This window comes from Pseudomonas aylmerensis (assembly GCF_001702265.1).
Lineage (GTDB): Bacteria > Pseudomonadota > Gammaproteobacteria > Pseudomonadales > Pseudomonadaceae > Aquipseudomonas > Aquipseudomonas aylmerensis.
Genome location: NZ_MAUE01000013.1, coordinates 145683 through 159202, shown reverse-complemented (window position 1 = coordinate 159202; position 13520 = coordinate 145683). Strand labels below are relative to the sequence as shown.

Genomic DNA, 13520 nt, shown 5'->3' with positions numbered 1-13520 from the left:
AAAGAGGAAGTAGCGGTGGACGATTACCAGCAGACGATACGCACCTTGTCTGATCGCATTGTGCTGGCGCAAACACCGATTCGCGTCCTCGACGCGGTGAAATGGGACGAAAACATTCGCCAGGGATTTCTCAAGGCCAAGGGCAAGGAACTGCCCGCCGTGGACCGCGACTATTACCTCAACCGGCCGCTGTCGTTCGATTCCAGCGCAGTGAAGCTGGAGTTCCAGAACATCGAGCGTGACATCACGCGCCGCCTCGGCCAGTTCAGCCCGGTGGGGCAGATCATGCGCCGCATGTGCAAGGAGTACCGCATGGTGGTGCGCATGCTCGAGGCCCGTGGCACCGAGGACTTTGGCCTGATCTCCCAGGAGCTGTACGGCGCCGCCTCCGATGCCTTTCACGCCGGCGACCCGACCCTGGCGGACCTGGGCCTGATGCTCTCCGACTACCTGAACAACATCGACGGGCGTGGCGACCTCAAGGACGAAGCCAAGACCCTCACCGCCAAGGACGCCGTGGCGCTGCTGCAAACCCGCCTGAACCGGGTGTTTGGCGAGGCCGAAGAGACCATCCGCGTGTTCGAGTCCGACGGTATCGTCGCCGATGCAGCGGCGGGCGCCGACTACATCAAGATCCGCGCCGACGCGATGTTCAACGAGCGCGACGTGCGTGCGCTGGAAGTGCATGAAGGCCTGGTGCACGTCGGCACCACGCTCAATGGCCAGAACCAGCCGATCTGCACCTTTCTGTCCAAGGGCCCGCCGTCGTCCACCGTGACCCAGGAAGGCCTGGCGATATTGATGGAGATCATCACCTTCGCCTCCTACCCGAGCCGCCTGCGCAAGCTCACCAACCGCACCCGCGCCATCCACATGGTGGAAGAGGGCGCCGACTTCCTGCAGGTGTTCGAATTCTTCCGTGAGCAGGGGTTTGAGATGGCCGAAAGCTACGGCAACGCCAGTCGCGTATTCCGTGGCTCGGTGCCGACCGGTCTGCCTTTCACCAAGGACTTGTCCTACCTGAAAGGCTTTATCATGGTCTACAACTACATCCAGCTGGCCGTGCGCAAGGGCAAGCTGGAACAAGTGCCGCTGCTGTTCTGCGGCAAGACCACGCTGGAAGACATGCGCACCCTGCGCCAGCTGGTGGACGAGGGCCTGGTGGTGCCGCCCAAGTACCTGCCCGAGCAGTTTCGCGACATGAATGCGCTGGCGGCGTGGATGTGCTTCTCCAACTTCCTCAACCACTTGAGCCTGGACCGGATCGAGGCGGATTACTCGAATATCCTTTAACACCGATCTAGCTGTAGTTGGCGGCTTGCCGGCGATGGCTGCAGGAGACCGAGTTGCCTGCATCGCCGGCAAGCCGGCTCCTACAGGGTTTCGGCGTTATTCAGATGTGTTGTTTAACTACTCACGAGGCTTCAACGGATGAGAATCCTCGGCATTCTATGCCTGCTACTCACATTGAACGGCTGCAGCTCACTGCTGTTCTATCCCGAGCCCGGGCTGCCGTTCACGCCGGAAAAAGCCCACCTGGACTACCGCGACGTCACAGTCACCACCGCCGACGGGGTCAAGCTGCATGCCTGGTGGCTGCCGGCCAAGCCCGGCGTGCCGCTCAAGGGCACAGTGCTGCACCTGCACGGTAACGGCGGCAACCTGGCCTGGCACCTGGGTGGCAGTTGGTGGTTGCCGGAGCAGGGCTACCAGGTGCTGCTGCTGGACTATCGCGGTTATGGGCTGTCGCAGGGCAAGCCGTCGTTGCCGGCGGTCTATCAGGACATGGATGCTGCCTTCAGCTGGCTCGACCAGGCCCCCGAGACCCGGGGCCAGCCGCTGATCGTCCTCGGTCAAAGCCTCGGCGGCGCGCTGGCGGTGCATTACCTGGCGGCCCACCCGGAACGACAGGCGCAGCTCAGGGCCCTGGTGCTGGACGGCGTGCCCGCCAGTTATCGTGACGTAGGACAATTCGCCCTGAGCACCTCCTGGTTAACATGGCCGTTTCAGGTGCCGTTGTCCTGGCTGGTGCCGGATGGCGACAGTGCGATCCGCGCCATGCCGCAACTGACCGGTGTGCCCAAGCTGCTGTTCCACAGCCTGGATGACCCGATTGTGCCGGTGGCCAACGGCATCCGCCTGTACCAGGCCGCGCCGCCACCTCGGGTGTTGCAGTTGACGCGCGGTGGCCACGTGCAGACCTTTGCCGACAAGACCTGGCAAACCGTGATGCTGCGTTACCTGGATGACCCGCAGCACTTCAACGGCCTGCGTCGGCTGGGCGAAATCCCGAATTATCCCGATTCTAAAGTTGATTCATCAGAGAGCCCGCAATGAGCGAAGAACGCAACATGATCCCGCTGATCCTCACCGGCATCGGCACCATCATCGGTACTGTCGGCTGCCTGTGGTACTACGGCTACCTGCACTTCGCCAAGCCGGAAGATGCGCTGCTGCTCAGCGATTTCACCCTGCTCAAGACCGTGCCCGGCGAAGACTACAAGATCTCGCTGACCCCGGCCGCGCAGGTGGCGCAGTGCGTCGACGGCGTGCTGGTGATGTTCGACACCGAGCAAAAAGGCTTGAGTGGCGTGCTGGTCAATAACAAGAAGCAGGCGGTACGTTGCCTGGGCCAGGAAACCCCGCAACTGCAGCAGTGAGCTGGCACATCGCCCCGTGGGAAAACGCCATTGAACCTGGCGATTAGTCCCTTGCTGCATGTGCGACCCGTTGCTGACCGGAACCATCTTTATTTACCCGCCACAGACTAAGGACTGATCGGAGCGACTGATCAGTCCTTTTTTAATTAATGAGTCTGGAGTTTGCATTTATGTCAGGTATCAACGGTGTATCGGGTTCAACGGGCTTGTCAGGCATTGGTGGTGGCCAAGGTCCCCAGCAAAGCCTTGATCAGCAGATTCAGGACGTACAAAACAAAATCAAGCAACAGTCACAAGGTTCCCAGGGCAGCCAGGGAAGCGGTGGAGCTGGGGGCGGGGGTAGCATTGAAGAGCTGGAGAAGCTACTGAAGAAACTGCTTGCAGAAAAGGCTCAAGGTGCTCAGGGCGGTGAAGGTGCACAAAATGGCCAGGGCTCACAAGACAGTCAAGGTGGCTCACAGGGCGGCGGCCAAATCCAGTCGCCCGACTACCAGGGTTCCAGCAAAGTCGGCGGCTGATTGCCATCTCTGCAAAGCCCGCCCGCCATGGGCGGGATTTGGTCAACGACCGAACGATAATGCTGAGCCAAGATTTTTTGGAACCATATCGCGTAAGGCGCCACACAAAGCGGTGTAACTTACTCAGATCAGGGCCGAGAAAGTGGCGATAATTGCAAATCCTGTACCTCCCGTACATCCGGCAAATCCTGAAAGTCAGGCATTTCGCAACCTGCTGAATATGAGCCGGTGCCATGTAGATCTTGAGCGGCGGACTGCACAGGACCAGAAACAGGACCAGAAGATGAAGATGCCGGACGAGGACACACACCGTCCTATCCAGTTTGGCAATCCATAAGAAAACCCACCGTAAGGTGGGTTTTTTTATCCAGCATCAGGCCATCAGTTCGCGACGGACGAACGTGGTTTGACTGGCTGGTTGTCGTTGGAGATGGTCACTTCGACGCGGCGGTTCATGGCACGGCCCGATACGCTGCTGTTATCGGCAACCGGGTATTCCTTGCCATAGCCCTGGGTCACGATGCGCGAGATGTCCACGCCTTGCTGAGCCAGTGCACGCTGCACGGAAGCCGCACGACGCTCGGACAGGCTCTGGTTGTACGAGTCGGAACCGGTGCTGTCGGTGTAGCCTTCGACGATCACTTTGCGGTCCGGGTTGTCGCGCAGGAACTGCGCCAGCTTGGTGATGTTCACCAGGCCGCTGGATTTCAGGTCGGACTTGTTGGTGGCAAACAGCACGTCACCGAAAGTGACCAGCGTACCGCGATCGGTCTGCTTGGCATTCAGGCTGTCCTGCAGTTGCTTGATCTGCGCGTCACGGGCTTGCAGCAGGGCGCGAGCACGTTCGTCGCCGGCGTTTTTCAGCTTGGCTTCGGATTCGCGCAGCACGATGGTGTCTTTCGCCACTTCAACGCGCTGGTTGGTCAGGTAGGCCAGCTGGTCGACTTTCTTCTGGTCTTCCTTGTCGCGGTAGGCCTTGTCAGCCTTGTCCAGCCAGTCCTGGGCGTCCTTGGTTTCCAGCGCCGCTACCTTGGTGGCATTCGGGTTGGCTTGCAGGGCCGAGAAGTTGGTCCGTGCATTTTCCAGGTTCGCGTTCGGCGGGGTGGAGCACGCCGCCAAGGCAACGCTCATCGCCAGCAGGGCAGGGATCATCAATTGTTTACGCATAGTCGTGTCGTCCTTTCAATTCGATATCGGGTGCATTGCAATCAGGGGCGGCGGCTTATTGCTGCTTGATAACAGCCGGGCGCATGCCTTCCTGACGCAGCTCCTGAACAGCTTTCTGGGAGTCCTTCACAGCCTGTTCGGCTTTGGCGGCCTGGGCTTTACGCTCAGCGACGCGAGCGTCCCACTCGGCTTGTTCAGCCAGGCGACGGGCTTCGTCGTAGTTCTTGTCGTGCATGGCAATCTCGGCTTGCTTGAGCTTGTCCTGAGCCGACTTCATTTCTACGGCTGCGTACTCGGTGCCGCCGGCGCTGACAGCGCTGTTCACCGCCGATTGGGTAACTGCGTACTGCTCGGTCGGCGGGTTGCCGGCGCAGCCAGCCAAAACGAAGCTGGTGCCGATTGCCAGCGCGGCCAACTTGAGCCCGCGCAGATGGTTAAACGAGGATTTGGCAGTGCTGGTCTTCATCGTCTTCAACTCCATTGGGTAACTCCTGAAAAACATCAAAATCCATGTCACTGGTCAGCGGTGTGGGGCCCGGCGGTAAAGCACGAAAAGCCCTTTCAAACGGCCGTTCCAAGTGATGGCTTACTGGCTGTGACCGGAGGCTTTTTTCAAAAGTTCAGAAGAGATGGCGATTTGCCTAAAAAAATAACTGACTGAATGGTCAGCCTGAAAAACTTGGAACTTTTGCCGCGCGCGGAGGTAGGTCGGGCCCGTGAAGGGCCCGGATCACAAGGGGGAGAAGGGGGTGGGGTCAGTGTTTCTGCTCGTCCGAACTGCTCGACATATCGTGCAGATAGCGTCGCGACAGCGTCAGGAAACGTGGGGTAGGGCCGACGTCTTCGTAGAGCGGGTCGCCCTCTTCATCGGTGGCAACCACCTGTTGTCCCTTGATATAGGGAAAGCTGGCTTCCAGCTCTTCGAGGGCGGCGCCGATCAGCTCGCCGAGCAGTTCTTCGGTATGGCGCTTGGGGTACATTTCCGCGATGGCCGCCAGCCTTGCGGCGGACTCCACATCCAGATGGATGGCGTACTCGGTCTTGGTCAAGCGACCCTTGGCGTTCTCTTCCCAATGCTGGGCCAGTTCTCGGATTTTCATGGCAACCTCAATAAAGCCCGCGATGGCAGGCGGTGATGAGTGTCCAGCCGCGTGCGTGGATGAACGCAGGCGACTCACAGTTGAGACTAGCTGCAAGTCACAAGGTTTAAAGCCTTGTCATAAACCGATGCTGGCGGCACTCTGGAAAACCTGCGCGTCCCGGATTTCTGGCTGGAGATTGGCTGATGAGTGATATCGATGCACGCTTGCGTGAGGATGTTCACCTCTTGGGTGAGCTGTTGGGCAACACCATTCGAGAGCAGTACGGCGATGATTTTCTCGACAAGATCGAGCAGATCCGCAAGGGCGCCAAGGCCGACCGGCGTGGCGCGGCCGCGGAGAAAGCCGCGGGCGATGAACTGAGCGCCAGCCTCAATCAGTTGAAGGAAGACGAACTGCTGCCCGTGGCGCGGGCCTTCAACCAGTTTCTCAACCTGGCCAATATTGCCGAGCAGTACCAGCTGATTCACCGGCGTGATGAATCGCAACCAGCACCGTTCGAATCCCGGGTGCTGCCGGAGTTGCTGGCGCGCCTGCAAAGCGAAGGCCACAGCAACGAGTCCCTGGCCCGCCAGTTGGGGCGCCTGGAGATCGAGCTGGTCCTTACCGCCCACCCGACCGAAGTGGCGCGCCGCACCCTGATCCAGAAATACGATGCGATTGCCGCGCAGCTGGCATTGCAGGATCACCGCGACCTCACCACCGCCGAGCGCGAGCAGATCCGCCAGCGCCTGCAGCGCTTGATCGCCGAAGCCTGGCACACCGAAGAAATCCGCCGCACTCGTCCCACGCCGGTGGACGAGGCCAAGTGGGGCTTTGCGGTGATCGAGCATTCTCTGTGGCATGCCATCCCGAATTATCTGCGCAAGGCTGACCAGGCCTTGCATGCCGCTACCGGCCTGCATTTGCCCCTGGAGGCGGCGCCGATTCGGTTTGCATCGTGGATGGGGGGCGACCGCGACGGCAACCCGAATGTCACCGCGCCGGTCACCCGCGAAGTACTGCTGCTGGCGCGCTGGATGGCGGCCGATCTGTACCTGCGCGATATCGATCATCTGGCGTCCGAATTGTCGATGCAGCACGCCAGCGCGGCGTTGCAGGCCAAGGTCGGTGACAGCGTCGAACCGTACCGTGCGCTGCTCAAGCAATTGCGAGAACGCCTGCGCGCCACGCGCAGTTGGGCGCATGCCTCATTGACGACCAGCACCCCGGCGCCGGCCGAAGTGTTGCAAAACAACCGCGACCTGCTCGACCCGCTGGAGCTGTGCTACGAGTCGCTGCACGAATGCGGCATGGGCGTGATCGCCGATGGTCCGCTGCTCGACTGCCTGCGCCGCGCGGTGACTTTTGGTCTGTTCCTGGTGCGCCTGGACGTGCGCCAGGACTCCAGCCGGCATTCGGCGGCCATGACGGAAATCACCGATTACCTCGGCCTCGGTCGTTATGAAGACTGGGACGAAGAGGCGCGCATCAGTTTCCTGACCAAGGAGCTGGGCAATCGCCGCCCGCTGCTGCCGGGGTATTTCAAACCGTCGGCGGACACGGCCGAGGTGTTGAATACCTGCAAGGAAATCGCCGCCGCGCCGGCAGCATCGCTGGGTTCCTACGTCATCTCCATGGCCGGCGCCGCGTCGGACGTACTCGCGGTGCAACTGTTGCTGAAAGAGTCGGGCGTGCAACGGCCGATGCGCGTGGTGCCGTTGTTCGAAACCCTGGCTGACCTGGATAACGCCGGGCCGGTGATGGAACGCCTGCTGCAACTGCCGGGCTACCGCGCCCGTTTACAGGGCCCGCAGGAAGTGATGATCGGCTATTCGGACTCGGCCAAGGACGCCGGCACCACCGCCGCAGCCTGGGCGCAGTACCGGGCGCAGGAACGCCTGGTGGATATCTGCCGCGAGCAACAGGTGGAACTGCTGTTGTTCCATGGCCGTGGCGGCACGGTCGGGCGCGGTGGCGGCCCGGCTCACGCGGCGATCCTGTCGCAGCCGCCGGGGTCGGTGGCGGGGCGTTTCCGTACCACTGAACAAGGCGAAATGATCCGTTTCAAATTCGGCCTGCCGGACATTGCTGAGCAGAACCTCAATCTTTACCTGGCGGCGGTGTTGGAAGCGACGCTGTTGCCGCCGCCTCCGCCGGAACCGGCCTGGCGCCATTTGATGGACGAATTGGCGGCGGATGGTGTCAGCGCTTACCGCGCGGTGGTGCGGGAAAATCCGCAATTCGTCGAGTATTTCCGCCAATCCACACCGGAGCAGGAGCTCGGTCGCTTGCCCCTCGGCAGTCGTCCGGCCAAGCGTCGTGCCGGTGGCATCGAAAGCCTGCGCGCCATCCCGTGGATCTTCGGCTGGACCCAGACCCGCCTGATGCTGCCGGCATGGCTCGGCTGGGAAGCTGCGTTGAGCAAGGCGCTGGAACGTGGCGAAGGCGAGCTGCTCGGGCAGATGCGTGAGCAGTGGCCGTTCTTCCGGACCCGCATCGACATGCTCGAAATGGTCCTGGCCAAGGCGGATGCCGACATTGCGCGGCTGTATGACGAGCGCCTGGTGCAGCCGGACCTGTTGCCATTGGGCGCGCACTTACGCGACCTATTGTCGCAGGCGTGCACGGTGGTGCTTGGCCTGACCGGCCAGTCGCAACTGTTGGCCCATAGCCCCGACACCCTGGAGTTCATCCGCCTGCGCAACACCTACCTTGACCCCCTGCACCTGCTGCAGGCTGAGTTGCTGGCGCGCTCGCGCCAGCAGGAAGCGGCGCAGGACAGCCCTCTGGAACAGGCGCTGCTGGTGTCTGTGGCCGGTATCGCCGCCGGTTTACGCAACACCGGTTGAGGTTTTACGCGTGTTCTCAAAGGCTTGCAGATGAAGTACGCCAACCGTCAGGAAATGGGCGGTTGGCGTTTGCACAGCCGGGTTGCACTCAGGCACACCCCACCTATGGTGCATGTATGGCGCGGGTTCTTGCGACTTTCGGCGGCTTGTGTGCTTAGGGTCTGCTGTGTATCTTGATCAGCCTTTGGCCGTTTGTGCGGCCCGAATCCTATTTTTACGAGATTGGCCCCACGCGGCGAATCCGAGCGTCATCTCTATAAAAAATTGAGGAGCACATCGATGCGCGTCATTCTGCTGGGAGCTCCCGGGGCCGGTAAAGGTACTCAGGCAAAGTTCATCACTGAAAAATTCGGCATTCCACAAATCTCCACCGGTGACATGCTGCGCGCTGCGGTAAAAGCAGGCACCGAGCTGGGCGTCAAAGCCAAGGGCATCATGGATGCCGGCGGCCTGGTGTCCGATGACCTGATCATCGCCCTGGTCCAGGACCGTATCGCGCAACCAGATTGCGCCAAGGGTTTCCTGTTCGACGGTTTCCCACGCACCATTCCCCAGGCTGAAGCCCTGGTGACGGCTGGTGTCGAGCTGGATGCCGTGGTCGAAATCGCCGTTGAAGACGAAGAAATCGTCCAGCGTATCGCCGGTCGTCGCGTTCACGAGGCCTCGGGCCGCGTGTACCACACCGTCTACAACCCGCCAAAGGTTGAAGGCAAGGACGATATCACCGGTGAAGACCTGGTGCAGCGCAAGGACGACACCGAAGAAACCGTGCGTCATCGCCTGTCGGTCTACCATTCCCAGACCAAGCCGCTGGTGGATTTCTACCAGAAGCTGTCTGCTGCCCAAGGCAAGCCGAAATACAGCCACATCCCTGGCGTCGGCTCCGTGGAAGCGATCACCGCCAAGGTGCTGCAAGCCCTGAGCTGATCAATCGCTCGGCTTCACAGTAACGGCCCGCTTGCGGGCCGTTGTTGTTTATACTGGCGCACTTTTTTTCGACTTGGACACCTACACCGATGAGCACCCTGCTGGCCCTGGACACCGCGACTGAAGCTTGCTCCGTTGCCTTGCTGCACGATGGCAAAGTAACGAGCCACTACGAGGTGATCCCACGCCTGCACGCGCAGAAGCTGTTGCCGATGATCAAGCAACTGCTCGAAGACGCCGGCACGACCCTGGCTGCCGTGGATGCCATCGCCTTCGGCCGTGGCCCGGGTGCATTTACGGGCGTGCGGATCGCCATCGGCGTAGTCCAGGGCCTGGCGTTTGCGCTCGAGCGCCCGGTGTTGCCGGTCTCCAACCTGGCGGTGCTGGCGCAGCGTGCCTTGCGCGAGCACGGCGCACGTCAGGTGGCGGCGGCGATTGATGCGCGCATGGATGAAGTCTATTGGGGCTGTTACCGCGAAACTGCTGGCGAAATGCGCCTGGTCGGTGTGGAGGCCGTGCAGTCGCCGGAATCAGCGGCATTGCCAAGTGACGCCAGTGGCGACTGGTTCGGTGCTGGCACCGGTTGGGGGTATGGCGAGCGTATCGCGGTGCCGCTGGTGGGCCAGGACGCCACACTGTTGCCCCATGCCGAAGACCTGCTGACGCTCGCACGCTTTGCATTCGAGCGCGGCGGGGCGATTCCTGCCGACCAGGCGGCCCCGGTGTACCTGCGCGATAAGGTCGCGCAAACCAAGGCTGAGCGCGGGATAATTTGACGTCAAAAATGCTGGCAATTTGGGACTAAAGTCGCCAATCGTCAGAATTTGCCGGCGTTTTTAAACCTTTTACAAATTATGTGTTCTAGTTATCACCAGAGCATTTGCGCGCTACGGATTGCGCCACTAAAATGCCATCACCGATACCGAGTTCGCATCGATGCGTATAGACGGCTTTTCCTCACAGTCCTACCCCATCAAGCGCAAGCCACGTAAGGCGAACGTCACGGTAGACGAGTCCGTCGAGGATTCGCCGGACTTCATCGAAGTTCAGTCTGAAGCATCATCCAGCCAGCAAGGCCCTGCAGGTGCCCGCACCAGCGGCCTTCCGGCCCGTCAGCAAGACATGGTCTTCCCTCGCTCCATGAGCAAAAGCGTCGCCACCGCCCTGGCCAGCTACCTGACCACCGCCGGTTTTGTCGAATGGGATATGGAAGTGCTGGGCCTCGACATCCACATCTGATGCGCCTGCCTTATTTCATCGGTTGCCCGTCCTGGAGCGAAAACGCCTGGCGCGAGTACCTGTACCCCGTCGATGCCCGTTCCAGCGACTACCTCGCGCTATATTCCCAGGTCTTCAACGCTGTTGAAGGCAATACCACCTTTTATGCCCGCCCCTCGGCCGCCACTGTGCAGCGCTGGGCTGAAATCATGCCGGAGGATTTTCGCTTCACCGCTAAATTTCCCGGTGACATCAGCCACGGCGGCGACCTGCGTGAGCAGTTGCCGGCGGCGGAAAGCTTCGTCGGGCTGATGAGTCCGCTGGGTGAGCGCGTCTCGCCGCTGTGGCTGCAACTCTCGGCCAGCTTTTCGCCGCAACGGCTGGGCGAGCTGGCGGGTTTTATCGATGCGCTGGAGCGGCCGCTGGCGGTCGAAGTGCGGCACCCGGAGTTCTTCGCCAAGGGCGATGCCGAGCGCATGCTCAACCGTCTGCTGCGCGACCGCGGGGTCGAACGCATCTGTCTCGACCCGCGTGCATTATTCAGTTGCACCTCCACCTCAGCCGCCGTGCTGCATGCCCAATCGAAAAAGCCCAAGGTGCCAACACGGCCTGCGGCACTGACCCAGTTTCCCCAGGTGCGTTTTATTGGTCATCCGGAGCTTGAGGCCAATGACCCATTCCTGATCCCGTGGGTGGAAAAAATCGCCGGCTGGATTGAAGAAGGCCGCACTCCCTACGTGTTCCTGCACACCTCGGACAACCGCCTGGCCGCGCAATTGGCCCTGCGCTTTCACGCCAAGCTGATGGCGCGCTTGCCCGGCCTGCCGGCGTTGCCGACCTTGCATCGAGAACCCGCAGCGGAGCAACTGGGGTTACTCTAGGGCTCCTTTTTCCGCCAGGAGTCAGTCATGGATGCCCAAACCCTTCGCGCCGAAACCTTCAAGGCCTTGCATGAGCGTGACCGCGCGTTTGTGATGCCCAATCCGTGGGATGCTGGCTCGGCGATCATGCTCGCCAGCCTCGGCTTTGAAGCCCTGGCCACCACCAGCGCGGGGTATGCCTTCAGCCTGGGGCGGCCGGATGCCGAAGGGGCACTGTCGCTGGAAGACACACTCGCCAATGCCGGTGTGATTGCCCGGGCAACCACGCTGCCGGTGGCGGCCGACCTGGAAAACGGCTTCAGCGACACACCCGACGGCTGCGCCCAGACCATTCTGCGCGCCGCTGCCAGCGGGATCGTCGGTGGCTCCATCGAAGATGCCACCGGCATTGCCGTCGACCCGATCTATCCCTTTGATCTGTCCGTAGAGCGTGTGGAGGCTGCAGTCGCCGCTGCACGCAGCCTGCCATTCCCGTTCATGCTCACCGCCCGTGCGGAAAACCTCCTGCATGGTCGCCTGGATTTGCCTGACACCATCCGCCGGCTGCAGGCCTACGCCGAAGCCGGTGCCGATGTGCTGTATGCGCCCGGCCTGCGCAGTGCCGAGGACGTGCTGGCGGTGGTCAAGGCCGTCGCGCCCAAGCCTGTGAATGTGCTGATGTCCGGTGGGTTGAAACTGAGCGTGGCGCAATTGAGCGAAATGGGCGTCAAGCGCATCAGCGTGGGCTCGGCCATGGCGTTGGCGGCGTATGGCGAGTTCTACCGGGCCGCGCAGGAAGTCTATTCGTCGGGCACGTTTACCTTCACTGAACGCTCGATGCCCTACAGCCAGGCGACGCAATTCTTCAAGGACTGACCCGTGCGTTTTTTTACCGTGGTGGGGATGCTGCTGTTATTGGCCGGCGCAGCGGTGCTGGGTGTCTGGCGCGGCTGGGTGCCTTTACCGGCGGAGTGGAACCCCTGGGCGCCGTTGGATGTGCGTGCCGCCCCGAACCTGCTGACGCGGTTCAAGCTCGGGCGGTTGCAGGATGATCCCGCGCTGTGCGACCAGGTACTGAAAACGTCCGGCCTGCGCGTCAGCCATCAAGCGGATACACCGGCCGATGCGGCGTGCCCACTGCGCAATGTGCTGCGCGTGCAGGGTGCCGACGTGGGCTTGAGCAGCAGCTTTCTCGCCAGTTGCCCGTTGGCCGTGGCGTTTGCGCTGTTCGAGCGCCACAGCCTGCAACCGGCGGCCCAGGCGGTGTTTGGCCAGGCGGTGACGCGGGTCGATCACTTGGGCAGCTTCGCTTGCCGCAACATGTATAACCGTGCCGAAGGGCGACTCAGCCAGCATGCGTCGGCGAATGCCGTGGATATCGCCGGCTTTCGCCTGGCAGACGGGCGCAGCATCAGTGTGCTCAAGGATTGGCCGGGAGAGGGCGACGCTGCGCGCTTTTTGCGTCAGGTGCGCAAGGGCGCCTGCAACGATTTCAATGTGGTGTTGAGCCCGGACTACAACGCCGCGCACCGTAACCATTTCCATCTGGACATGGGGCGCTGGTGGGTGTGTCGCTAGGTTTACGCGGCCAAGCGCAGGTTGTGGGTGATCAGTGGGCGAGCCCAGTAGTAATCGAAATCCAGGGCTTTTTGCTGCGCCACCAACTCCTCTTCGGGGTACGGCGTGGCGGCCGGCGGTAACAGGTCCAGTTCGAACTCGGCAATCGGCAAGTGCAGTGGCCGTGGCTCAGGCGCCGGGCCCGGTTCGGGCAGTGGCTGGCCGGCGGTCAGCACGATCGGGCGGACCCAGCCGCTCTCGAAATTCTGCTGGCGTTGCTGGGCGACGATTTCTTCCGGTGGGAACGGGGTTGCCGGCGGTGGCAGCAACTCGGTTTCAAATTCGGCAATCGGCAGGAACAGCGGCTCAGGCGGGGCGATTTCGGTGTCTTTCACCTCGCATTCACGCTGGGTCAGAATCTGCGACAACAGGTCGGCACCTTCGCTGGGCTCGACCGCCGGGTCCAGCGGCTCAGGCGCCTTGGCGGCGAGCGCGTCCGGCGTCTCACCGAACTGCTCGGCCAGCGCGCGGGCGAAGAAGTCCTGCCACACATGACTCACCCCGGCCAGCGCTTGAGTATTGCGCAGGCCGTAGTGGTTATGGGTCGGCAGTACACCGATGGTTAGGGGAAGAATGTCTGACATTTTTCTCGGTCGACGCTCAGCTCTGGCAAAATACCTGA

At 61.6% G+C, this 13520-nt stretch carries 15 protein-coding genes; 11 read left to right on the top strand and 4 right to left on the bottom strand.

Annotated elements, in window-relative coordinates:
• Positions 1-15 precede the first annotated feature (15 nt).
• From BBG20_RS11460 to BBG20_RS11445, 4 genes are all read left to right on the top strand, one after another.
• Positions 16-1293, top strand: coding sequence for a flavohemoglobin expression-modulating QEGLA motif protein (locus tag BBG20_RS11460; protein WP_065903174.1), 1278 nt, complete (start codon positions 16-18; stop codon positions 1291-1293).
• Positions 1294-1431: 138 nt separating this feature from the next.
• Positions 1432-2337 (top strand): alpha/beta hydrolase, encoded by a 906-nt coding sequence (locus BBG20_RS11455; RefSeq protein ID WP_065903172.1) that lies wholly within the window; start codon positions 1432-1434, stop codon positions 2335-2337.
• Positions 2334-2660, top strand: a complete 327-nt coding sequence (locus tag BBG20_RS11450; RefSeq protein WP_064054946.1) for a hypothetical protein — start codon at positions 2334-2336, stop codon at positions 2658-2660. Before BBG20_RS11455 ends, BBG20_RS11450 begins: the two co-directional genes overlap by 4 nt.
• 170 nt (positions 2661-2830) lie before the next feature.
• Positions 2831-3178 (top strand): hypothetical protein, encoded by a 348-nt coding sequence (locus BBG20_RS11445; protein WP_065903169.1) that lies wholly within the window; start codon positions 2831-2833, stop codon positions 3176-3178.
• 381 nt (positions 3179-3559) lie between these two features.
• Here BBG20_RS11445 and BBG20_RS11440 read toward each other — a convergent pair whose 3' ends face one another.
• The 3 genes from BBG20_RS11440 to BBG20_RS11430 all read right to left on the bottom strand — a co-directional run bounded on the left by BBG20_RS11440 (position 3560) and on the right by BBG20_RS11430 (position 5445).
• A complete protein-coding gene (locus BBG20_RS11440) occupies positions 3560-4345 on the bottom strand; it encodes an OmpA family protein (RefSeq protein WP_065903166.1) in 786 nt (261 codons plus the stop codon).
• A gap of 55 nt (positions 4346-4400) precedes the next feature.
• Positions 4401-4811: a DUF4398 domain-containing protein gene (locus tag BBG20_RS11435; RefSeq protein WP_177343934.1), complete on the bottom strand. Its 411-nt coding sequence runs from the start codon at positions 4809-4811 to the stop codon at positions 4401-4403.
• A gap of 289 nt (positions 4812-5100) precedes the next feature.
• Positions 5101-5445 carry a pilin assembly protein gene (locus BBG20_RS11430; protein ID WP_065903159.1) on the bottom strand — a complete coding sequence of 115 codons (345 nt, stop codon included), beginning with the start codon at positions 5443-5445 and terminating at the stop codon, positions 5101-5103.
• Positions 5446-5630: 185 nt separating this feature from the next.
• On the opposite strand from BBG20_RS11430, the gene ppc reads away from it, so the two are divergent.
• From ppc to BBG20_RS11395, 7 genes are all read left to right on the top strand, one after another.
• Entirely contained in the window at positions 5631-8276 is a 2646-nt protein-coding gene (gene ppc / locus BBG20_RS11425) for a phosphoenolpyruvate carboxylase (RefSeq protein WP_065903156.1), read from the top strand.
• A 279-nt stretch (positions 8277-8555) separates the two neighbouring features.
• Entirely contained in the window at positions 8556-9203 is a 648-nt protein-coding gene (gene adk / locus BBG20_RS11420) for an adenylate kinase (RefSeq protein WP_065903153.1), read from the top strand.
• Positions 9204-9292: 89 nt separating this feature from the next.
• Positions 9293-9979, top strand: coding sequence for a tRNA (adenosine(37)-N6)-threonylcarbamoyltransferase complex dimerization subunit type 1 TsaB (gene tsaB, locus BBG20_RS11415; protein WP_065903151.1), 687 nt, complete (start codon positions 9293-9295; stop codon positions 9977-9979).
• Positions 9980-10139: 160 nt separating this feature from the next.
• The gene (locus BBG20_RS11410) at positions 10140-10442 is read left to right on the top strand and encodes a hypothetical protein (RefSeq protein ID WP_065903149.1); all 303 of its coding nucleotides are present in this window, start codon (positions 10140-10142) and stop codon (positions 10440-10442) included.
• On the top strand, positions 10442-11302 hold the full coding sequence (locus BBG20_RS11405; protein ID WP_065903147.1) for a DUF72 domain-containing protein: 861 nt from the start codon (positions 10442-10444) through the stop codon (positions 11300-11302). The genes BBG20_RS11410 and BBG20_RS11405 overlap by 1 nt, the downstream gene beginning before the upstream one ends.
• 27 nt (positions 11303-11329) lie before the next feature.
• Positions 11330-12157 carry an isocitrate lyase/PEP mutase family protein gene (locus BBG20_RS11400; RefSeq protein WP_065903145.1) on the top strand — a complete coding sequence of 276 codons (828 nt, stop codon included), beginning with the start codon at positions 11330-11332 and terminating at the stop codon, positions 12155-12157.
• A gap of 27 nt (positions 12158-12184) precedes the next feature.
• Entirely contained in the window at positions 12185-12859 is a 675-nt protein-coding gene (locus tag BBG20_RS11395) for an extensin-like domain-containing protein (RefSeq protein WP_404940337.1), read from the top strand.
• Positions 12860-12861: 2 nt separating this feature from the next.
• On the opposite strand, the gene BBG20_RS11390 is transcribed toward BBG20_RS11395, so the two are convergent.
• Complete coding sequence (locus BBG20_RS11390) at positions 12862-13482, bottom strand: energy transducer TonB (protein ID WP_065903140.1); 621 nt, start codon at positions 13480-13482, stop codon at positions 12862-12864.
• Positions 13483-13520 lie beyond the last annotated feature (38 nt).